The sequence below is a fragment of the Rhodohalobacter sp. genome (assembly GCF_034521535.1).
Lineage (GTDB): Bacteria > Bacteroidota > Rhodothermia > Balneolales > Balneolaceae > Rhodohalobacter.
In genome coordinates this window covers 524,768-547,871 of record NZ_JAXHMF010000005.1, presented here as the reverse complement: position 1 = coordinate 547,871, position 23,104 = coordinate 524,768, and the positions used below count along the sequence as shown (strand labels likewise).

Sequence of the window (23,104 nt, the reverse complement as noted above, 5' to 3'; positions counted from 1 at the left end):
TTTTAGACAGAAGATTCAGAAAATATTTCACTTTAGTTGTAAAGATACTTTAACCAAGTTATCAAATAAATGACTCTATATCTTAACAGAGACCGGTTTTTTATAAAGAATCAAACCGTGCTTTGGAAATACTTGAAATGGTTCATTAACCACTTCAACTGTCAAATCAGCATTTTTGTACTAACAACCTGAGTTTGAATGAACTACCTTAGATCCTAGCCCACAAGGTATCAACTTGAGATCCATTCTTTTTTCAAAAGTATGGGCTTTTTGGTGAGCGTCCCCCCTTCGAAAGCTACCGTGTGTACACATCCTTAATAATATTGATGAAGGCTTCAACAGCTAAGTAAAGTATTAAAGCGATTATAGCCTTTTTCAATGAGATCCCTCCATGCGTTCGCTACGCCTGCCTGTGCTAAAGCTTCGGCAGACAGGCTCTCTTAGTCGGGACGACATGGCACTGGGTAAAGCAGCAGCGGGCAGAAAGCTGTATATGGATAAAAGGTTGAGAGCTGCCCGCTGCCTTTTCCCATGTGAAGCCTGTCATTCCGACCGTAAATCCGTGTTTTTCGGATTGAAGTGGAGGAATCTCCGGAAAACTATCTAAAATTTACTTAGGTCATGATCTAAAATAAATTTGTGTACACTCGGTAGCTTAACAAAGGGGGATTTCAATCTTTTTTCACCCCAAAGGGTCGGGGAATTGAACCACTTTAGATTAATACCGTGTAATTTCCTCTATTTTCTCTAGAATTTTTTCCTCTGAAGGAAGCACTGAATTCATCAGTTCAACATTGTACGGCATCGGGATATCCGGCATCGTCAATCGCTGAACAGGGGCATCCAGGTATCTGAACAATTCATTTGATATGGCCGCACCTATTTCCGCTCCAAAACCGGCAGTTTGACTGTCTTCGTGAACAATCAGACATCTGTTGGTTTTTTTCACGGATTCAAAGACCGTTTCCTTATCCCACGGCGATATGGTTCGCAAGTCGATAATGTCCATGGATATATCAGAATTTTCTGCAGCAGCCTCACACCTTTCGCACATTGCTCCCCAGGTTACAACGGTGATATCCTCACCCTCACGTAGTTTGTTCGCTTTTCCAAACGGGACAACAAAATCATCTCCGGGGTATGGTTTTCGCGCATATTTAGAGTCCAGCAGGTTTCGGTGTTCGAAGAAAATAGTCGGGTTGTTGCTTCTCATTGCCGAACGAAGCAGCCCTACGGCATCCTGAGCATTACTCGGGTAGGCAACTTGCCAGCCAATCATGTGTGCAAAAAAGACTTCATTCGACTCACTGTGCCAAGGATCTCCGCATTTTGCAAATCCGCCCGGCATACGAACCACCATCGGGGCTGCAAATTTATTCGCCGTTCTCCATCGTATTGTCCCGGTATTTTTAAGCTGCTCTGTAGCCGGATCGGCATATTTTCTGAATTGAATCTCCGCCACCGGCATCAATCCCGCATAAGCCAGACCCACTGCTCGACCGATAATTCCTTCTTCTGACAGGCTCGTGTCAAATACGCGATCCTCGCCGAACTTGGTTTGCAATCCCATTGTTGCGGCATGTACTCCTCCTTTGGCTCCAACATCTTCACCAAAAACCACAACCTTCTCGTTGATATCAAGCTCGTGTTCCAGCGTTCTTCGAACCCCTTCAACAATGTTGATTCTCTGCTTTTCCGGTGATGGTTCCTCAGAGGAATCCGGAAACTCAAATCCCTCCTTATATAAACCGCCAACCTGCTGGATCTCATCCCCGTCTTCAAAAAATGCATGTTTTTTAATACTATCTTTGTCCGGATCGGGACGATTCCATGCATCCTCCGCGGCTTTTTTGGCTATCTCACGGTTTTTCTCTTCCAGCTCCTTCCACTTCTTCTCACTGATCATTTTTGGAACCATAAATTCCTTTAACGTCTTCAGTGGATCTTTCTCCTTCTCCTCTTTCAGCAGCTCATCATCTTTATAAGCTTGATTATCCTGATAGGAGTGCCCGTTCAATCTCGGAACAGTCAGCCTAAGAAGAGCCGGGCCTTTTCGCTCCCGAGTGTAACCGGTCGCTTCTTTAATTAAAGAAAGTGCTTCTTCTGGATCCGTGCCGCTGCCGTCAAAAATCCTGAGGTTTTTAAAAGAGTAGAGATTGTTGGCGATATTAGCACCCGGCGTTTGCATGTCACTGGTTACTGAAATCCCATAACCGTTGTCTTCGATGTAAAATAACACGGGCAGATTCAGAGTGGTGGCCATGGTTAGGCACGACCAAAATCCATTTGTAGCAACTGATCCGTCACCGCCTAAAATCACAGAAATTGCATCCGAGTACTCATCCTCTTTTAATACATTTTTCCGATACTCAATTGCCTGAGCCCAACCGGCAGCCGGGGTATATTGTGATCCCACATCACCCGCCATCGGCAGAACCGTAACACCGTCGTTACCCGGCTTGTTACAGACAACACCTATATCCCGTCCATCGCTATACCCACCTGATTTGGCCATTCCCGATGCTATGGCATCTTCGGCTTCGAGCCCGAGCGTGAGCATTAACGGACGTGAACGGTAGTAAGCAGACGCCGCGTCGTTGGGTTTATTCAGCTGCATTCCCAATAGAATCTGCCCCAATTCGTGTCCCCTGGCTGAAAACTGGTATAAAATCTTTTTATCGGGAACCAGTTCAGTTTCTTCAAGGTCATCGATTGCCCTTGAAAGAAGTAGTGTATCGGCCACTTTAAGCCAGTCAAACTCGTTTTTCGCGTCTTTCTTTTTAGCCATATTTACGTTCTGTTCTACTGCTTAAAAATTTGTTCAAAACTTTCCTCAAAATGATCCATTTCTGAAAGTGTTCCAATTGTAATACGCACACACTTTGGAAGTCCAAAAGCGTTTATGCGTCTCAAAATAACGCCTTGTTCCAGCATTTTTTGAGTAAAACCGATCGCTTCCTCTTCGGATTTCAGAATCATCATTACCGAGTTAGAGATAGATCTTTTGTAAGAAACTTTGTGTTTATCAAAAAAGTCATAGAGCCTCTGCCGGCCCTCTTTAACAACCTCAATGCTTTGGGCCAAAAAATCCTCATCACTGTATGCTGCAAGTGCCGCGGCCTGAGCAGGCGCAGTGGGTTCAAAAGTGAGTTTAGTTTTTAACATCTCTGTAATGAGTTTCTCATCGGCAATCGCATAGCCGATTCTGAATCCGGCCAGCCCGTATGCCTTGGAAAAAGTTCGAAGAATAATCACATTCTCTTTTCGATACTCTTTCGCGGGGAGATAGTCTTCAACCTCGGCGGCATATTCGTAGTAGGCCTCATCAGCAATCAGAAGAACATGATCAGGAATTGAATCGACCAGTTTTTTATACTCGTCTGCATTTAAGTATGTACCGGTCGGATTATTTGGATTGGCCAGGTAGACCATTTTTGTTTTCTCATCGATGGCGTTAAGAATTCCATCCACATCAAAACGATAGTCCCCGGTTACCGGAACCTTCTTTAACTCGATTCCCCGAACACCGGCCTGAACGAAGAAACCTACAAAAGTTGCGTTGGCAGTAACTGCATTTTCATCGTGTTTGAAAAAGGTTCTGCACAGAATGGATATGATACTTTCTGAACCTGCCGCAATAATCACTTCCGACTCTTTCACTCCATTCCGGTCGGCAATTGCTCTCCTCAGTTTTCCGGCAATAGGATCAGGATAGTCCTGAATCTCTTTGATTGCCTGTAGAACTGCATCTTTTACTTTAGGGCTGCAGCCCAAACGGTTTTCATTCGAAGCCAGCTTGGATATTCTTTCCGGCCCATACTCCTTCTTTACTTCGGCTATGGTTTTCCCGGCAACGTACGGTTTTAGCTTTTTGATGTTGTCCGGTAGTAGTTCATCAATGTTCATGGCGATCAATCCAGGTGATTCTTATTCAAATTGATTTTTAGATACTGTGCGTCTCTATCAGCGTTAAACAGTCTTATTTCTTCATATACACCGAATTCAATCTAATGCAATTTTGTTAAAGCCACGTAAAGAAACAAAAAAAGCGCTTGCAATGACAACTTTTTAAAACAGAAGAGATAAACTATTTTTTGCAAGTGTATAACTCAATTACGAAAGTTGTTAACCCGGGTTCGATTCTATGCTTTTAATAAGAAAATCTCCTCTTTTTAAAGTGATGATTTTCAAACATCTTAATTGACATATTATGAATCTAGCCTAGGCAGTTACAAACATTATCATCAACTCAAGTTATTCAAAAAAATGTCTAAACGAATAGTAATTACGGGAGCCAGCAGGGGAATTGGAAATGAAACGTCAAAAAGACTGGCTGAACTGGGACATCAGGTTATTGCCATTTCCCGTTCAAAGGATTTGCTGAACCAACTTAAGGATGAATATCCAAGCAACATTGAACCCCTCGCTCTGGATATAACGGATAGCTCAGCCGGAGAAACAATTTCACAATATCTAAGTGATAACAGCGTGAAAATTGATGGATTGATCCACAACGCCGGAGTTTTAATCAATAAGCCATTTTCTGAACAAACCCGATCTGACTGGCAAAAACAGTTTGAAGTGAATCTAATGGCACCGGCTCTTTTAACAAAAGATCTCCATGAATTTTTCAATAGCGGTTCCCACATTATTACCATCAGCAGTATGGGAGGCTATCAGGGAAGCAGTAAATTTCCGGGGCTGTCGGTATACAGCGCTACAAAAGGCGGGCTGTCCATCTTAACTGAATGTATAGCTACCGAGTTTTCTGATAAAAACATTTCATGCAACTCCCTTTGTCTTGGCGCCGTGCAAACCGAAATGCTTGAGCAGGCTTTTCCGGGCATAGAAGCACCTGTTGAACCGGAAGAGATTGCAGAATACATTTCTGAATTTATATTAAACGGCCATAAATTCTATAACGGTCAAATTTTACCGGTTACACTCGGCGATCCCGGTTAGAATTTAAACTGTTTTAAAGATCGAATATTGGTAAATTCAGCCAAGCTATTATCACAACAAACCGAAGATATTTCATGAAGCAATTTACCCTGCTGACACTTTTTCTACTTCTCTTATCGGTCACCATTTCTGAAAAATCATCTGCCCAAACCGGACAGCTTCTTGGAGGGAATGTCTTAAATGGCGCACTGACAGGTACTGCATTGGGTGCAGCTACAATGGGTCTTCAAAACAGCAGCGATTTTGCACCGTTGCGTGTCGGGCTTGGATCCGGAATTTTAGCCGGAGCCGGAGTTGCAGTTTATGATATCGTAACCCTGCCTCAGGGACAGGAATTCTTTATATCGGGCATGTTTAATGATGGCAACAACTCAACCGTCATTATTTTACTTGATACCTTTTACGGTGCTGCCGGTGGAGCAATATTGGGATCGGCTGTGATGCTTATTGGTAATAAACCGATTGTAGACGGCCTTCAGTACGGCTCATCAATCGGTACCTGGGCAGGATTCGGTCTTGGCCTTTTTGATTCGTTATTCTATGCAGAACGAAATTCAGATTTTGTCTCTTCAAATCTTTTAAACAGAAACTCACTGATAGAAATTGACCGTGAACAGTTTACTGTTGGCATGATCAGTCCGGATATCATCACTAAAAAATCATTGGATACAGACCAACTCAAATATGATTTTGCGCCCGTACTGAATATGATTTCGTTTCGGGCACAGTTTTAATCTGAACTTTGATGAAAGCCCCTGCTTATTAAGGGATCCTGATCACAGACTAGGTTGATGTTCATCAGAAAAGATGATAACTCCTCGGGACACCTTTTCTCCCCTTTTTTGGGGAGAATCTTTCAAATCTCGAAATAGGTGTGATTAAATCATTTAAGGCAGCTTTTATTCTTCGGCATCAAAATCTACCGAAGCCATTGTTCCATCTCTCTCTTCTGCCGTAGCAAGTGTTTTGATAAGTTCCCGAACGGTGTTCACATGTCCTGAAAGAGATGGATTAATTCCATCACTCAAGTAGTACCACGCTTCCGGAGGGCTTCCCATTCTTTTACCCAGTGGATCTACGATGTATCCGGCTTTTCCCAGCAGTATTTGGCGGATTTGAGACAGATCTTTCTCATTAATTTCAAAATCAAAAAGCTCCATTTCATCCAAAAGGCCGGGAATAACGGGCTGTGGTGATATCCAAATCGGAGGATTCTCTGTTACCGTTTTAATCGCGTCCCCAATAGTTGCCAGATTTTCCCACGTTTCTGAGAGTGGATGTAATGTTCGATTCGGCATAAATGATGGACGAATCGTATCAAATGTTCCTAAGCTCACAATTACCCAGTTCGGTTCGTGAGAGAGCACATCGCGATGCATTCTTCTAAGTGCCTCAGATGATGTGTTATTCGCAATCCCCGCGTTAATAAATGTGAAATCGGCTCCCTCAACATAAATATTCAGAATATTCTTAAATATCTCGAACCAGCCCTGCAGGTCATCAGTTGCAGAGTCACCAAAAGCTACAACCGTATCGTCTTTATTGAATGGAAGTTCATCCAGCCAGTCGGCAACGTCATCTTCCTTTAACAACTCCAAAGCCGCTTCCTTGGCACTCTCAGAGAAATGAGTTCTGAGCTTATTTAATTCTTCCTCATCAATTCCCATCAATCCGGCTACTGCTTTGTTGTCAGTGATGCCCGGAAGAAGCGGAAAATGTTTCTCAATATTCAAAAACTGAAGAAGATACTTTTCCAGTGCTTCTTTTTCCTTATCTGTTGCTTTGTTACTCATAATCTCTGTTCAAAAGTTTTTTAGTTAATTTTGGCACTCCGCTCGCGGCGCTCTCTTTCATGTGATTCCATCCATCAAACGAAAATAACTCAGGAGTACCGGGGTCTATTAAATATTTTTTGATATCAGGCTTGGTGTAATCTGTAAGTCCGGCAGCCGGATAAACGGCAAGTGAAGTACCAACTACCATAAAAAGGTCGGCTGAAGATACCCTCTCTGCTGCAATTGAAATCATGGGAACCGGTTCGCCAAACCAAACCACATTCGGCCTTAACTGTGTGCCATCGGGTGCTTCGTCACCTATTGAAATGGGTTTATCACCAATATCTACAATTACATCAGGGTCGTCTTCACTTCGGGCTTCCCTTAGTTTTCCGTGAAGATGGATAACCTCACTTGACCCGCCACGCTCGTGCAAATCATCCACATTTTGTGTGATAACTGTAACCTGATACTCTTTTTCAAGATCAGCTAAAGCTTTGTGGGCGGGATTGGGTTCTACATCCGCAGCCTGTTTCCTTCGGATATTATAGAAATCAAGAACTTTCTCCCTGTTTCTGTACCAACCTTCAATAGAAGCCACCTCATTGATATCAAAGCCTTCCCACAGGCCACCCGAATCTCTAAACGTGGACAGCCCGCTTTCAGCACTTATGCCTGCGCCCGAAAGTACAACTATATGTTCAATAGGCTTATTTGGCAATGATTGAAAGTTCTTGATCGATAATTACGCATTAACAAACTTCAGCCAGCTGCTGTCATCGCTGTAATCTTCAAGCACTGATGGTTCTTGATTATTATTGAACGTGCTTACTAAAGAATGAACCTCTGAGCTCAAAACCTTCAGGCTGTTTGAAATCATGCTCGAATTAAAACCGGTATCACCCAGTTTCAGAGTCATTTCCATAGAAACAATTCGTCCGATAGCTCTTCCCAGTTGTACCAATTTTCGTTGAGGCAACTGGTTATCAATATCGAAGTTTAGCACATCTTTAAAGTACTCGGCTGCGTTCTCAGTAAGTGAATAGCTGTTCAAAAATTTGTAAAGATTGGTCTCTTTACTTTTTCTCATCATTTTAAGCACAGACTCTGTGATCTGTTGATAGAGAATATCATTTGAACCTTCAAAAATCTGGAAAGGTCTGCTGTCTACAATAGATCTACCCGCAATATGATCTAACCGATACCCTTTTGCACCTACAAGCTGCATTAAAGACTGTGAAGCCTCATGCATATAATCCGTCGCGACAGACTTGATTGAATTGGCTGCGACATCCATTCTGGACGTATTCTTTTCCAGTGGCACATTGGTACTGGTAAAATAACTCATTGCTGAACTTACCGTGAAATAAGACTGCAACTGTGCCAGCCGTTCTTTTACCTGATCATAATTAAACAGGCTTTTACCTCCAACCAATCGGGTTTTACAGTGATCCAATGCTTCGTCCAACATTCTTTTTAAATGGCCGGTACCCATACCCGGAAATTGTAATCGACTTCGATGTAAGATATCAAGCATCATGGTAACACCGGTCGTATTTGGCTGCAATCGATGAGAAGCAGGTACTTCGATGTTCACCTTATTTTTACCGTATGGAAGCATATAAAGGCCGAGATTCTTATAATATTCAAGAACTTCAATACCACCATTGGAGCTGTCGTGAATAAAGAATCCTACGTCTCTACCAAGATTGCCATCCTTGTCCATACCTCGAGCAGTGATTAGCCAGTAATCAGCCCAACCTGTTAAACCGGCCCAATGCTTTAGACCGTCTATAGAGTAAGAATCCTTCTCTTCATTGTAATCGAAACTTGTCTGCATCCTTAATGCATCCGACCCGTAATCAGGTTCAGTAATCATTAATCCACCCATATTCTTCTTTTGAAGAAATCTTTGAAAGACAGATTTTTGAGCTTCTTGCTCTCCGTAATTTGCTACCGGTTGGAGAAATAGCGCACCGTTAATTCCCATCATAAGCGAGAGTGGCAATGATTGATAAGATGTAGTTTCCAGCATAGACAATGCCTCACTGGTTATTGCGCCTCTACCATTATACTCTTTAGGTATAAATGTTGATAATGGGTTGTGTTCCAGCACTTCACGTAATACATAAGGTGGTATTCCGCGAGTGGCCAGCATTTCATCCTCATCATTTCTTTCGTTAAATAATTCGGAAAGTTTTTCTTTATAGTCTGACAAGAATGATGAGATATCTTTTTTGATATTCACGGGTTGAGCTAAATTATATTCCACTGTTTCACTGCTTTTGTTAAAAGATGGGGTTTTGATGTTCAAATATAAACAATACCCAAACAAAAACCATTCGTGGTGGTTGGGGGATGTGGGGAGAGGAGTTGGGGGAATAAAAAAAGCCCGGAACGCGGAGCGTTCAGGGCTTGTAAGAAGAGATGAGGCGACGACCTACTCTACCCCATAGGGAGTACCATCGGCGCTGCGGAGCTTAACTTCCGTGTTCGGAATGGGAACGGGTGGAACCTCCGCGCTATAATCACCACATCAAAACTGTTTGTAAATGTCTGTTGACGTTGTTGGGGTAAGATGAAGAGTTTGGGGTAACCCAATCGTTTTTGCTGACTCATGCCTGATGGGGTGCAAATCTTGTGCAAACCATGCAAGGCAAAGACTGAAGAGTACTTAGTACGGCTCGGCTAAACACATTACTGTGCGTACACCTGCCGCCTATCAACCTGGTCGTCTTCCAGGACTCTTTGGGGAATACTTATCTTGGAGTGTGCTTCGCGCTTAGATGCATTCAGCGGCTTATCACATGCGCACATAGCTACCCTGCGATGCAACTGACGTCACAACAGGTACACTAGCGGTGCGTCCACTCCGGTCCTCTCGTACTAGGAGCAGCTCTCCTCAATATTCCTACGCCCACAGCAGATAGGGACCGAACTGTCTCACGACGTTCTGAACCCAGCTCGCGTACCGCTTTAATTGGCGAACAGCCAAACCCTTGGGACCTTCTCCAGCCCCAGGATGCGATGAGCCGACATCGAGGTGCCAAACCTCCCCGTCGATATGAACTCTTGGGGGAGATAAGCCTGTTATCCCCGGAGTACCTTTTATCCTTTGAGCGATGGCCCTTCCATGCGGTGCCACCGGATCACTAAACCCAACTTTCGTTCCTGCTCGGCCTGTATGCCTTACAGTCAAGCACCCTTATGCTTTTACACTCTGCGCATGATTGCCAACCATGCTGAGGGTACCTTTGGGAGCCTCCGTTACTGTTTAGGAGGCGACCGCCCCAGTCAAACTACCCACCATACAATGTCTCCGCCTTAGGCGGATTAGAATCCAGCAACTTCAAGGGCGGTATTTCAAGGGCGACTCCACAGACGCTGGCGCGCCCGCTTCACCGTCTCCCGCCTATCCTGCACATGCAGTTGCCGAAGCCAATGTAAAGTTGTAGTAAAGGTTCACGGGGTCTTTCCGTCCCGCTGCGGGTAATCGGCGTCATCACCGATACCACAATTTCACCGAGCTCGTGGCCGAGACAGTGTTCAAGTCGTTACACCATTCGTGCAGGTCGGAACTTACCCGACAAGGAATTTCGCTACCTTAGGACCGTTATAGTTACGGCCGCCGTTTACTGGGGCTTCAGTCAAGAGCTTCGCCGAAGCTAACTCCCTTCTTTAACCTTCCAGCACCGGGCAGGTGTCAGTCCCTATACGTCGCCTTGCGGCTTAGCAGAGACATGTGTTTTTGGTAAACAGTCGCTTGAACCTTTTCACTGCGCCCCCTTGCTCCCGCAAGGGGGGATCCTTCTCCCGAAGTTACGGATCGAATTTGCCTAGTTCCTTAGCCACGATTCTCTCGAGCACCTGAGGATTCTCTCCTCACCCACCTGTGTCGGTTTAAGGTACGAGCAACATCAACAAACAACGACGCTTTTCTTGGCAGCCAGATTACCTTCACTATCCGTTTGGCCGAAGCCTCCCGGTACTGTTGGGGTTCAGCCTGATGGGGTGCGGATTTGCCTGCACCCCGGCCTACTCCCTTCAACCCCGACGTTCGTCACGGGGCGGAAGTGTCACTTCTGCGTCACGCCTTTGCCTTTACATTGATGTCGGTACCGGAATATTGAACCGGTTTTCCATCGGCTTCGCCTTTCGGCTACACCTTAGGTCTCGACTAACCCTGATCCGATTAGCGTTGATCAGGAACCCTTGGGTTTTCGGTGGAGGGGTTTCTCACCCCTCTTATCGTTACTCATGCCTACAGTTTCTCTTCCAGAGGCTCCACCACACCTCACGGTGCGACTTCGACGCCGCTGGAATGCTCCCCTACCACTCTATCACAAGTGATAGAATCCATCGTTTCGGTAACCAGCTTATGCCCGCAAATTATCGACGCCGGATCGCTCGACCAGTGAGCTATTACGCACTCTTTTAAGGAATGGCTGCTTCTAAGCCAACCTCCTGGTTGTCTGGGCAATCCAACTTTCTTTATTCAACTTAGCTGGTATTTTGGGACCTTAACGGATGGTCTGGGTTGTTTCCCTCTCGCGACAGGACGTTATCACCCTGCCACTGACTGCCTGCCAACACTACACGGCATTCGGAGTTTGTCTAGGTTTGGTACCCGGTGAAGGGCCCTAGCCTAATCAGTGCTCTACCTCCATGTAGCTACACGGCAGACGCTATACCTAAATATATTTCGGGGAGTACGAGCTATTTCCGAGTTTGATTGGCCTTTCACCCCTATCCACAATTCATCCGATGGCTTTTCAACGCCAGGCGGTTCGGGCCTCCACCAGGTGTTACCCCAGCTTCACCCTGACCATGGATAGATCACTCGGTTTCGCGTCTGCCCCGCCGTACTGCTCGCCCTTATCAGACTCGCTTTCGCTTCGGCTTCTCCGCTGAGCGGATTAACCTCGCACGACAGGCGCAACTCGTAGGCTCATTATACAAAAGGCACGCCGTCATCCCGGATAAATCCAAGACTCCGACCGCTTGTAAGCGCACGGTTTCAGGTACTATTTCACTCGCCTTCTCGGCGTTCTTTTCACCTTTCCCTCACGGTACTAGTCCACTATCGGTCATACAGACGTATTTAGCCTTGGCGGATGGTGCCGCCAGATTCATGCAGGATTTCTCCGGTCCCGCACTACTCAGGATACTCACCAACCAATTCGGGCTTCACCTACAGGGCTTTCACCTTCTGTGGCGCTGCTTTCCAGACAGCCTCGATTCACCTTCCTTGGTCTTATGGTAAGTCCTACAACCCCAAAGGATGCAAGCATCCCCTGGTTTGGGCTCACTCCCGTTCGCTCGCCACTACTTGGGAAATCACTATTGTTTTCTCTTCCTAAGGGTACTTAGATGTTTCAGTTCCCCTCGTATGCCTCCCGACTAGGTCGGGATACTCCGGTAAACCGGAGTGGGTTGCCCCATTCGGACATCCGCGGATCAACGCTTCTTTGCAGCTCCCCGCAGCTTTTCGCAGCTTGGCACGTCCTTCATCGCCTCTGTATGCCTAGGCATCCACCGTACGCTCTTTTCTACTTTTTCCTTGCATGGCTTGCACAATATCTGCACAATCCACACAAAACATGAGCTCGATTATGTTACCTCGTTTGATACTTTAAATCTTAAAGAATCTTTACTCACCGGCTCCCCCCGCATCCCTGCGAGAACAGCCAGTATTTTCATCTTACCTCAATACGTCAAAGAACTCTCCCTCCCGCCAGTTGCCGGAAGAAAGCAAGAAGACTGCCGGGGCGTCGATCCCCATATCCGGTCCATCCCGAATAACTTCGGGACACCGTACATCTTAGTGTTCATTACCACAATAAAAAAAACCATCCGTGGAGCTACGGCCCCGACTCCTCGGGGGAACCCCGGACCCTCCCGATTGTACTGCATCGGGATGCTCTGGGCCTTTGCCATTCCGGCAAAAGACCCATTCAACCATTCAATATCTCAACAAACTGTCCGTGGAGCTACGGGGATTCGAACCCCGGACCCCCTGCTTGCAAAGCAGGTGCTCTAGCCAGCTGAGCTATAGCCCCGACTATGCCAAGGCTTCGTCGGGCACCGCCCAACATCACCGGCCTGGCTAAATCCTCAGTGGGCCTGCCCACCAAAGCTTTAGCGACGGTGGGCTTGGCAGGAGTTGAACCTGCGACCTCACGCTTATCAGGCGTGCGCTCTAACCACCTGAGCTACAAGCCCATGTTTCAGGGACCTGACTCCTGTGGCCAGCTCGCGCCAACCACCTGATCCCGAACGCTTTCGGGACCCTCGGCAGAGCGGCGCCGCCTGCCCTTCTGCCCCGGAAGGCATCAAAGTATAGACAGATTATTGGTAAGCCCCGGGAGAACTTATTCCTAGGAGGTGATCCAGCCGCACCTTCCGGTACGGCTACCTTGTTACGACTTAGCGCCAGTTACCAGGCTTACCCTAGGCAGCTGCCCCTCCGAAGAGTTAGCACGCCGACATCAGGTACTCCTGACTTCCATCGCTTGACGGGCGGTGTGTACAAGGCCCGGGAACGTATTCACCGCGTCATTGCTGATACGCGATTACTAGCGATTCCACCTTCATGGAGTCGAGTTGCAGACTCCAATCCGAACTGGGAATGGCTTTTGAGATCTGCAGCCCATCGCTGGGTAGCTTCCCTCTGTACCATCCATTGTAGCACGTGTGCAGCCCCGGACATAAGGGCCATGATGACTTGACGTCGTCCCCACCTTCCTCACTACTTGCGTAGGCAGTCTGGCTAGAGTCCCCACCTTGACGTGCTGGTAACTAACCACAGGGGTTGCGCTCGTTGCGCCACTTAAGGCAACACCTCACGGCACGAGCTGACGACAGCCATGCAGCACCTTCCATGATGCCCCGAAGGGAAGGTCCGTTTCGGGACCGGTCATCGTGGATTTAGCCCGGGTAAGGTTCTTCGCGTTGCATCGAATTAAGCCACATGCTCCACCGCTTGTGCGGGCCCCCGTCAATTCCTTTGAGTTTCATTCTTGCGAACGTACTCCCCAGGTGGTATGCTTACTGCGTTAACTGCGTCACTGAACCTAACGGCCCAACAACTAGCATACATCGTTTACAGCGTGGACTACCAGGGTATCTAATCCTGTTCGCTCCCCACGCTCTCGTGCCTCAGCGTCAATACTGACCCAGCCGGCCGCCTTCGCCACTGGTGTTCTTCGTAATATCTATGCATTTCACCGCTACACTACGAATTCCACCGACCTCTGTCAGATTCAAGACACCCAGTATCCAAGGCCATTTTACCGTTAAGCGGCAAGATTTCACCTCAGACTTAGGCGCCAGCCTACGCACCCTTTACACCCAATGATTCCGGACAACGCTTGCACCCTCCGTATTACCGCGGCTGCTGGCACGGAGTTAGCCGGTGCTGATTCAATTGGTACCGTCAATACTGGTCGAAACCTGTACTTTCTTCCCAAACAAAAGCCGTTTACAACCCATAGGGCCGTCTTCCGGCACGCGGCGTGGCTGCGTCAGGGTTTCCCCCATTGCGCAAGATTCCTCACTGCTGCCTCCCGTAGGAGTCTGGACCGTGTCTCAGTTCCAGTGTGGGGGATCATCCTCTCAGACCCCCTAGCCATCATCGCCTTGGTAGGCTTTTACCCTACCAACTAGCTAATGGCACGCAGACCCATCTATAACCTCCCGACAAAGTCGGGATTTAACAACTGTGGCCATGCGGCCCCGCTGCATTATGCGGTCTTAGCCACCCTTTCGAGTGGTTATCCCCCTGTTATAGGCAGGTTGTCTACGCGTTACTCACCCGTGCGCCAGTCTCCAGGAAGTGCAAGCACCTCCCTTCTCCTTCGACTTGCATGTGTTAGGCCCGCCGCCAGCGTTCGTCCTGAGCCAGGATCAAACTCTCCATTGTAATAATTAAACTACATTCTTCAAGTTCTGCTCCAAGGCTCACTCAATAATCTGTCTATACTTCACTACCTTCAAAGAACAATGTTTCACCGCCACATCCGCAAACCCTACCAGGCATTTCGCTTTTGCGACAGATTCCAAACTTACGAGTTTCTGCCTCCTAAAGTCAAGGAGAATATCAGAAAATTTCAGAAAGTTTTTAAGGAACATCCTCCCGAGTTAAACACGCAATTAATTGCAGATTGGCTGCGTTTTTTTGAGCATTTCGTTTTCTCGAAAGGACTACCAATATAGGAGGTAAAACGTATCCAAGTCAACTCTTTTCTTGAAGTTTTTTCATCAATTTTTCCACATCTAATGGGGTTCCTGAAAAAGCGCTTTTGTCGCAGTTCGCAGTTCGCAGTTCGCAGTTCGCAGTTCGCAGTTCGCAGTTCGCAGTTCGCAGTTCGCAGTTCGCAGTTCGCAGTTCGCAGTTCGCAGTTCGCAGTTAAAGGTGATTAAATTGTTAGATGAACCCCAAATCCAATCTGAATCATTTATTTACTGTGTACTATACAGCCGACTTCCTTCGGGGTCTTCTTCGTAATCCTGAAATAACCAAACTCCCAGATATGCCAGCGGGGTATCAAACAGAGCGAAGAAGAACTTGAATAGATATGAGTTTATTATGAGAATAAAGAGAGCGCCTATGGTTGTCACATTTTCGCCGAGATTACCGGACAGGAAAAGTATTGTCAATATCGTGGTGCTGTCTATGAGTTGACTGAACATTGTGGATCCATTATTCCGGAGCCATAGATATTTACCGTTCGTTAATCGCTTCAAGTAGTGAAAGATACGTACATCCACGCTCTGCGCAATCAGGTAGGCAATCATGCTCGAAACGGTGTTGGCGATGACAAAATCGTACACGCCTTCAAAGAGATTCAATCCGCCACTCACACCATAGGTATCGGGAAACCAGTGGCCGACACTCATAATCAACAGCATAAACAGATTCATAAAGAACCCGATCCAAACCACCGTCTGTGCCCTCTTTCTTCCAAACAGCTCGGATATCAAATCGGTTGCCAAAAATGTGAACGGATAAGCCAGCAACCCAACAGGAACACTCATCACATAGATGCTCCCATCTCTCACCAATGACGGCGTAATTGACTGAAGCCAACCGGGCATATCCAGTGTGAATAGTGTTACAAATTTTGTGGTTCCAACGATATTTCCCAGCACCAGAGAAGTGAGAAATATGGCTACAAGAGAAAGAAACAGCGCGTCCCGCCGGTGTCCATTTGATTTTCGTAAAGATTTAATCTTCATCTGAACCTTTATGAGCAGTGTAGATGTTATGAGGGTAAAACTTTAAATAGATCATGTGCGTTCAATATGAAAGACATTACGATCTCCAACAAAAGAGTGTGAAATTACTCTAAACCCACAATACTACACATCAAGCTATTGTGTTTTTTTGCCACGGAAACACGGAAAAATCGGAGCTTTTATTCCGTGTTTCGCTTCGCGTCAAAAGATGTGCCGTGGCAATATTCACAGCCCTACAATCTATGACAATAGAGATTCGAGCATAAAAAACTTTACATCAAAAATACGTTAAATAAGATTTTATCATAATGGATAAAGAGACGCTTTTAAAAATTAAGATATCCGAAGCCGCTACCGGCCGGTATCTCAGCAATTCCAGGTTTACAATACAGTCACTTGCGGAAACTCTGGATATGAGTGCCAAGGATATTTTTGAACTCTTCCCAAATCGCAGATCCATTCTGGACTATTTTTATGAGTCCAGAATTATTCTATATAAGGAGTCTGTAAAGAGCCTTGAGGACTACAGTGAATTCACGCTGAGTGAAAGACTCAATCACCTTTTTCTTACACTGCTCGATTCGTTCGAGGAGCATCGGGAATTTATTCTCAATACCTACAAGGAGAAAGTGGTTTGGGATAAACGAAGAAATGCGTTCAGAAGATTGTTCAAAGAGGAGTTGAAAACGATTTTCAGCAACGATCCTAAGATAACCCGATCCGCTTTCATCATTCAAAATGAGCTGCTTTGGAAATCCATTTTGTTGCAGTTCCACGGTCTCATTGCTTTCTGGTCAAACGATTCAAGCCGGATGCGAGAGAACAGCATGGCCCTGGCCGATAAATGGAGCTCACTCATTGAGGAGATATTTTATACCAGAATTATCGACAAGGGATTTGATCTTGGAAAATTTCTATGGATGAATTCATCGCTTAACAAGTGCATCACTGATGATGATTTCAAATTTCCTTCTCTTTGCAAATCAGATCAAACCAGAGAGGAAAAGAAACATGAATGATTTTCCATCTTCGAAGTTTGACCGTGGTAAAATATTTGCAAAAACGGGTTTTAAAGTTGGCACAAACTACGCCAAGCACTACCTCAAGTCGATTGCATCAGGCAACGGTGATAAAAAAGCACTGCACAAGCAGACCGCGGAAGAGGTATTCAGTGAGTTTTCAAAGCTGAGAGGAACGGCTCTTAAAATTGCACAGTCGTTTAGCATTGATCAGGGGTTTCTTCCGGATGAGTTTGCCGAGGTGATGACAAAAGCCCAATACAGCGTCCCTCCCATCAACCGCTCTCTGGTCCGAAGCATTATCAAAAAAGAGCTGGGCAGCTATCCGGAACAGCTGTTTAAATCGTTTGATTCTCAAGCGATGGCAGCAGCCTCAATAGGTCAGGTTCATCGAGCAACACTGAAGGATGGCACAGAAGTGGCCGTTAAAATTCAGTATCCGGGAGTGCGGGATACCATCTCATCCGATATTGCACTGGCAAAAACGCTGCTCAAGCGAATTGCTTCTGATAGCGCCACCATTGAAGAGTATATCGACGAGGTGAAGCAGACGCTGATTATGGAGACAGATTATATCCATGAAGGAGAATCGATGGAGCGGTTTCATGAGCGGTTTGAATCTGAATCGGTAGTCACTCCCCGCTGGATTGAGGAGTACTCAACCGAACGGGTTTTGACTATGACCTACCTGGAAGGCCAGCATCTGAATGAGTTTTTAAAATCTGATCCATCAGATGAAGAGAAGAACAGATATGGCCAGTTGATGTGGGATTTCTTTCACAATCAGATAGAGGATGTTTTGGATGGGGTTCTTGAGTTTCATGCCGATACACACCCGGGTAATTTTCTTTTAACCACCGACGGCAAGCTCGGAGTGATTGATTACGGCTGTGTGAAAACATTTCCCGAGGATTTTTTCTACAAATATCTGATGCTTCTTCCCACACATCTCAACCGTGATGAAGAGGCCATCTTAGATCTGTATAACAAGCTCGGAGTTTTAAAAGGAGACCCAAAGACTCAGCCCCGAGAAAAACAGTTCTATGATTTTGCCCTTAATTACGGATTTACCTTCGCCCTGCCCTACCTCGAGGATTCCTTTGATTTTGGAGATCCGGAGTATCGCAATCTGATCAGGCAGTACACGAAAAATGCACCGATCACCAATGAACCGAGAGGCAACAAGCATTTCATCTACAGTACGCGCGTGCATCTTGGACTGTATCACTTTTTGATGAAGCTGGGTGCAAAAATTGAGACGAAAGAATCGAGGGAAATTGTGGAGAGTGTATTAGCTCAAATCGAAGAGAGGTAAATGTAAATATGAAGAGATGAGTTGATTGGGCTACACCACTGCACATCTCTAAATGTCATGAGGTTCATGCCAGTAATATGTCAATCTACTTGTTAAAATCACATTATCAAATGGGTGAGTGTTTAACATGTGCCATGCCTACGGCATTCTTGAATTACGCACGTATTTCAAACACCACAGGTTGAAACCTGTGGCTATTATGTTGGTCACGGCTACGCCGTTTTTGATGATGCTATAGATCACAGTGTTTTAGCATCTACAGTATTACTGTCTGAAATAGATGTCAGATAAAACTTATAGACACACGCTATCTCTAGATCGAATAATGTCCAAGTGTCGCTAGACACGATATTACATCATAGCCTCACAATTCATTGTGAGGATTTGAGAGGCATACGCAGCTCTATCAAAGTGCCGTCAGGCACGGCCCAACGGGTCTTGATTTACATTAAAAAACACAGATAATCTTTACACGTGTGCCATGCCTACGGCATTCTTATTTTCATATGTATTTCATACTCCACAGGTTGAAACCTGTGGTTATAATATTTGGTCACGGCTACGCCGTTTGGGTTATTCATCGTATCAATTTGATGGTGTTATAGACGCTTACTTCCCTTCTGTTTTCAACTTTGAAATTTCATCAAGTAATAGGGTGAATTCGTATCTGTGACCAACCCAGTGTCGCTAGACACGATTCATATTGTAACCTCACAATTCATTGTGAGGAATTTAGAGAGGATAGGTATAGATAAAGTGCCCTAGGCACGGCACATCTTGCCGCGGTCAACTCCATCATGTTTTCTTTACGGTCACAATTTTAGATCATGCATATTGCATTCTATCTTTTTATGCCTTTCAACTAACACAGGTTGAAACCTGTGGTTACCATATTTGGACATGGCTACGCCATTGAGGTTGGTAGCCGGCTGGAATTAAATCTCAGTCTAAACAACCCGAAATAGTTTCAGAAAAACGATCTACAGGTTTACTAAGTCAATAATTTTCAAGTGTCGTTAGACACGCTATACATCATAGCCTCACAATTCATTGTGAGGATAATAACCACACTCAGTTCTATCACAAGTGCCGTCAGGCACGGCCCAACGGCTATTGATTTACATTAAAATCTCAGATAAACCATACATGTGTGCCATGCCTACGGCATTCTGACTTTTTATGCATTTCAACTACCACAGGTTGAAACCTGTGGCTATAATGTTTAGCCACGGCTACGCCGTTTGGGTTATTCATCGTATCAATTTGATGGTGTTATAGACGCTTACTTCCCTTCTGTTTTCGACTTTGAAAATTCATCAAGCAATAGGGTGAATTCGTATCTGTGAGCCCAATCCAGTGTCGCTAGACACGAATTATATTGTAACCTCACAATTCATTGTGAGGGATTTAGAGAGGATAGGTATAGATAAAGTGCCGTAGGCACGACTCATCTTGCCGCTTTCATGACCGTCATAATTTTTATCGTCACAATTGTGGATCATGCCTACGGCATTCTGAATTTCGTACGTATTTCATACACCACAGGTTGAAACCTGTGGCTATCATGTTTGGGCATGGCTACGCCATTTGGGTTGGTAGTCAGACAGGTTAAAATCTCAGTCTTAACAAAATGACGTACATAAAAAAATCGATAAGAAGGTTTATTAAGCAGATAATTCAAGTGTCGTAGACACGCTATACATCATAGCCTCACAATTCATTGTGAGGTTGATAGGCACACGCAGCTCTATCACAAGTGCCGTCAGGCACGAACCACACTTCTTGGATTTACATATGAAATCACATTATCAAATGGGTGAACGATTTCTGTGTGCCATGCCTACGGCATTCTGACTTTTTACGTATTTCAACTACCACAGGTTGAAACCTGTGGCTATAATATTTGGTCACGGCTACGCCGTTTGGGTTATTCATCGTATCAATTTGATGGTGTTATAGACGCTTACTTCCCTTCTGTTTTCGACTTTGAAATTTCATCAAGTAATAGGGTGAATTCGTATCTGTGAGCCCAATCCAGTGTCGCTAGACACGATTCATATTGTAACCTCACAATTCATTGTGAGGGATTTAGAGAGGATAGGTATAGATAAAGTGCCGTAGGCACGCCACATCTTGCCCCTTTCATCACCGTCATAATTTTTATCGTCACAATTGTGGATCATGCCTACGGCATTCTGAATGTTGTACGTATTTCATACACCACAGGTTGAAACCTGTGGCTATGATGTTTGGTCACGGCTACGCCGTTTGCGTTGGTAGCCAGATAGATCACAGTGTTTTAGCATCTATAGTATTCCTGTGTTAATATAGATGCCAATATTAACTTTAGACCACGCCACTCTGGATTAATCAAGCCAGTGTCGTCAGACACGCTATAAATCATAGCCCTAAAATTCATTGCAGGAAGAGCAGGCACGTACCAAACAGAGTGATTACGCATTTAAAAGATAAACTATATCCATCCCTATATTACAAGTCATAAAAAAAGCCATCCCGGAGAACCGGGATGGCTTTGAAACTTACGTGATTTAATTATTAAGGCCTGGAAAGTGTAAAAGGTGTAGCTGCACCAAAGTTTCCAACACCTGGAATAACGTGTGCCATAGACATCTGTATTCTTTCAGCACCAACTTCAGCATAAAACGAGCCTGAAGCTTCTACAGATACCGGCCCAGCAGGATGTTGCCATGCTGCGGCTGTAGTAGGTATTTCAGACGTAAAATTAGCCTTATCAGAATCATCCAGAAAGATTTCTATATCCGTTCCATCAATCATTCCAACAACAATAATGGAGTTGTCTGCACTTCCCTCAATTGCTGTTAATGCTACCGGATCCGGACCATAAAACCATGGATAAACCAACTGCCAATCTCCAAGAAAGTTATCTCTTTCAAAAGGGAAAAATGGGCTTAAAGTTACATCCATTGATGTATTATAGGATGCAGCTTCATTTGCTGTAATCTGCAAATGCAAAGTTGGTGAATCATTTAGATTCTCCTTTATAAGAGTTATTGGAATCGAACCTAATACTTCATTTGCTTCAATAGTAAATGTATTACTATCAAGAAGATAGTCTACTCCTTCTTCCGCTGTTGTTAAAGAATCAACCACAGTAAAAGAGTATGTTCTGGATTCAGATACCGGACGCAGTGCCGAAACACCTACGGTTTGTACATCCTCATCCTCTTCTGCAAACAGTGTTGCTTCGGTGCTGTTAAATTTTACAAGAACATCACCTTGATATGTTTTATCAGGCTCTTCAAAATCGAGTGTATCACACCCTGCAAAGATGGCAGCTATCATAAAGATAGCTACCAATAGTTTAGTTGATTTAAGTGTATTCATTTTAGTACCCTGGGTTTTGAACCATATTATCGTTCGCAAAAATCTCTGCCTGAGGTATCGGATAATGCATGATCATACGATCATCGGCTGGAACAAACGCAGTTGATGTATTGGTTGCTCCATCAATGTCAGCAGGAATCCGATCGATAGGCAGCTCGGCTCTTCTCAGGTCATAAAATCTATGTCCTTCAAGAGCTAATTCTAATCTACGTTCTCTATATATGTCATCAATAGCATCTTGCGAGTTTGTGTATGACGCAGGAACAGTAGTTGTAAACCGCTCTGCCCGCAAATCATTGATATCATCGGCAGCTGCACCCAAATCTTGCTGTGCTCCAGGTTGAGCATACGCTTCAGCACGGATCAGATACATTTCAGATGTACGTATCATCTTGATATCCGCCTGATTCTTCTGACTAACATTCGGACTTTCGAACGGTTCAGAGAACTGATTGTACTTAAACACTCTAACCTGATCAGCTGCTTCTCGGTCGTACCAAGACAGGAATCGGATATCATCCGTCTCGTTATAGAGTTGAGACAATTCGTTCGACAGATAGAAGAAAATGTCATCATTTCCTGATCTTTCCGTCAGTTCCTGGCTTGGTCCGGTTCTCCTCAGTTTAAATACAACTTCTCCTTGAAGACTGTCGTCCCAGAGATTTTGGTATTCACTTCGTGGAGTTAGCGGCACAGCGTCAATCACTCTAGTTGCATAATCGATCGCGGTTGGCCAGTCTTCCTGGTAAAGGGCCACTCTGGCTCTTAAACCCTGAACGGCGTGAATATTCAACCGAAGGTTTGAAAAATAACCCAGTGGAGTAAGCAGAGTTTCTGCTTCTGAGATATCTGCCAATAGCTGCGTAAAGAAGTCAGCTTTGGTATCTCGTGCAGGCTGGCCAATTACGGATTCAGTCATGTAAGGAACCGCAAGGCCGCTGCCGGCTTCCTGATAGTCCACAAAAATACGGTAGAGCTCGAAGTGCTGGTACGCTCTCAGCGCAAGCATTTCACCTACTACCTGGTCTTTAAGTTCTACCTCTGCGGCAGTTTCAGCTTCAATGTTTTCAGCAGCTGCAAGTACTCGGTTTGCTCGGTCAATTGCACCGTAAGCATTAGCCCAGGCTCCACCAATGGTGCCATCGCTGGGTATGATATTGTGGTTAAATATCTGCATACCCTGTCCGGTATTGGTTGAAGCTCGTCGCAGTTCATCCGTCATCAGTGCGTTGATGGAATAAATATTCGCACCTGAAACGGCGGCATACGCTCCGTTTGCTCCGTCTACTAAGTCGCCTACCGATTGGAAGGCTGCATTGGCGTCAATTGAGTCTATAGGCGATGTCGCCAGCTCATCATCACAAGAGGTGAAGAGGAGAGCAAACCCAAAAGCTGCTATGGTTAATAAAATTAATTTCTTCATGCTATCA

At 45.2% G+C, this 23,104-nt stretch carries 12 protein-coding genes, 2 tRNA genes and 3 rRNA genes; 4 read left to right on the top strand and 13 right to left on the bottom strand.

From position 1 onward, the window contains the following. Positions 1-718: 718 nt before the first annotated feature. Together U5K35_RS09395 and hisC are read right to left on the bottom strand one after the other, a co-directional pair. The gene (locus U5K35_RS09395; RefSeq protein ID WP_322571198.1) at positions 719-2,788 is read right to left on the bottom strand and encodes an alpha-ketoacid dehydrogenase subunit alpha/beta; all 2,070 of its coding nucleotides are present in this window, start codon (positions 2,786-2,788) and stop codon (positions 719-721) included. 14 nt (positions 2,789-2,802) lie between these two features. Further along, positions 2,803-3,906, bottom strand: a complete 1,104-nt coding sequence (gene hisC, locus U5K35_RS09390; RefSeq protein ID WP_322571197.1) for a histidinol-phosphate transaminase — start codon at positions 3,904-3,906, stop codon at positions 2,803-2,805. 360 nt (positions 3,907-4,266) lie between these two features. Here hisC and U5K35_RS09385 point away from each other — a divergent pair, with 360 nt between their 5' ends. Both U5K35_RS09385 and U5K35_RS09380 read left to right on the top strand, forming a co-directional pair. Further along, positions 4,267-4,962, top strand: a complete 696-nt coding sequence (locus U5K35_RS09385; protein ID WP_322571196.1) for an SDR family oxidoreductase — start codon at positions 4,267-4,269, stop codon at positions 4,960-4,962. Positions 4,963-5,036: 74 nt separating this feature from the next. Then, positions 5,037-5,696 (top strand): hypothetical protein, encoded by a 660-nt coding sequence (locus U5K35_RS09380; RefSeq protein ID WP_322571195.1) that lies wholly within the window; start codon positions 5,037-5,039, stop codon positions 5,694-5,696. A gap of 165 nt (positions 5,697-5,861) precedes the next feature. Here U5K35_RS09380 and U5K35_RS09375 read toward each other — a convergent pair whose 3' ends face one another. The 9 genes from U5K35_RS09375 to U5K35_RS09335 form a co-directional block, all read right to left on the bottom strand. Continuing rightward, a complete protein-coding gene (locus U5K35_RS09375) occupies positions 5,862-6,755 on the bottom strand; it encodes an SGNH/GDSL hydrolase family protein (RefSeq protein ID WP_322571194.1) in 894 nt (297 codons plus the stop codon). Continuing rightward, on the bottom strand, positions 6,748-7,458 hold the full coding sequence (locus U5K35_RS09370) for an NAD-dependent deacylase (protein WP_322571193.1): 711 nt from the start codon (positions 7,456-7,458) through the stop codon (positions 6,748-6,750). Before U5K35_RS09370 ends, U5K35_RS09375 begins: the two co-directional genes overlap by 8 nt. A gap of 24 nt (positions 7,459-7,482) precedes the next feature. Beyond that, positions 7,483-9,009, bottom strand: a complete 1,527-nt coding sequence (locus tag U5K35_RS09365; protein ID WP_322571192.1) for an acyl-CoA dehydrogenase family protein — start codon at positions 9,007-9,009, stop codon at positions 7,483-7,485. 155 nt (positions 9,010-9,164) lie between these two features. Continuing rightward, a 5S ribosomal RNA gene (gene rrf, locus U5K35_RS09360) occupies positions 9,165-9,273 on the bottom strand. A 117-nt stretch (positions 9,274-9,390) separates the two neighbouring features. Continuing rightward, a 23S ribosomal RNA gene (locus U5K35_RS09355) occupies positions 9,391-12,296 on the bottom strand. Positions 12,297-12,722: 426 nt separating this feature from the next. Beyond that, positions 12,723-12,796: transfer RNA gene (locus tag U5K35_RS09350), tRNA-Ala, on the bottom strand. Positions 12,797-12,885: 89 nt separating this feature from the next. Beyond that, positions 12,886-12,959: transfer RNA gene (locus U5K35_RS09345), tRNA-Ile, on the bottom strand. A 155-nt stretch (positions 12,960-13,114) separates the two neighbouring features. Next, positions 13,115-14,658 (bottom strand): 16S ribosomal RNA (locus tag U5K35_RS09340). The 16S, 23S and 5S rRNA genes sit together here with 2 tRNA genes alongside, the layout of an rRNA operon. A 539-nt stretch (positions 14,659-15,197) precedes the next feature. Next, a complete protein-coding gene (locus U5K35_RS09335) occupies positions 15,198-15,974 on the bottom strand; it encodes a queuosine precursor transporter (protein WP_322571191.1) in 777 nt (258 codons plus the stop codon). A gap of 308 nt (positions 15,975-16,282) precedes the next feature. Between U5K35_RS09335 and U5K35_RS09330 the strand changes: the two genes are divergently transcribed. Both U5K35_RS09330 and U5K35_RS09325 read left to right on the top strand, forming a co-directional pair. Continuing rightward, entirely contained in the window at positions 16,283-16,993 is a 711-nt protein-coding gene (locus tag U5K35_RS09330; protein WP_322571190.1) for a hypothetical protein, read from the top strand. Further along, positions 16,986-18,308: an AarF/ABC1/UbiB kinase family protein gene (locus U5K35_RS09325; RefSeq protein ID WP_322571189.1), complete on the top strand. Its 1,323-nt coding sequence runs from the start codon at positions 16,986-16,988 to the stop codon at positions 18,306-18,308. The genes U5K35_RS09330 and U5K35_RS09325 overlap by 8 nt, the downstream gene beginning before the upstream one ends. Positions 18,309-20,864: 2,556 nt before the next feature. Here the strand turns inward: U5K35_RS09325 and U5K35_RS09320 are convergent. Both U5K35_RS09320 and U5K35_RS09315 read right to left on the bottom strand, forming a co-directional pair. Then, on the bottom strand, positions 20,865-21,674 hold the full coding sequence (locus U5K35_RS09320; RefSeq protein ID WP_322571188.1) for a hypothetical protein: 810 nt from the start codon (positions 21,672-21,674) through the stop codon (positions 20,865-20,867). Position 21,675: 1 nt separating this feature from the next. Continuing rightward, a complete protein-coding gene (locus U5K35_RS09315; RefSeq protein WP_322571187.1) occupies positions 21,676-23,097 on the bottom strand; it encodes a RagB/SusD family nutrient uptake outer membrane protein in 1,422 nt (473 codons plus the stop codon). Positions 23,098-23,104 lie beyond the last annotated feature (7 nt).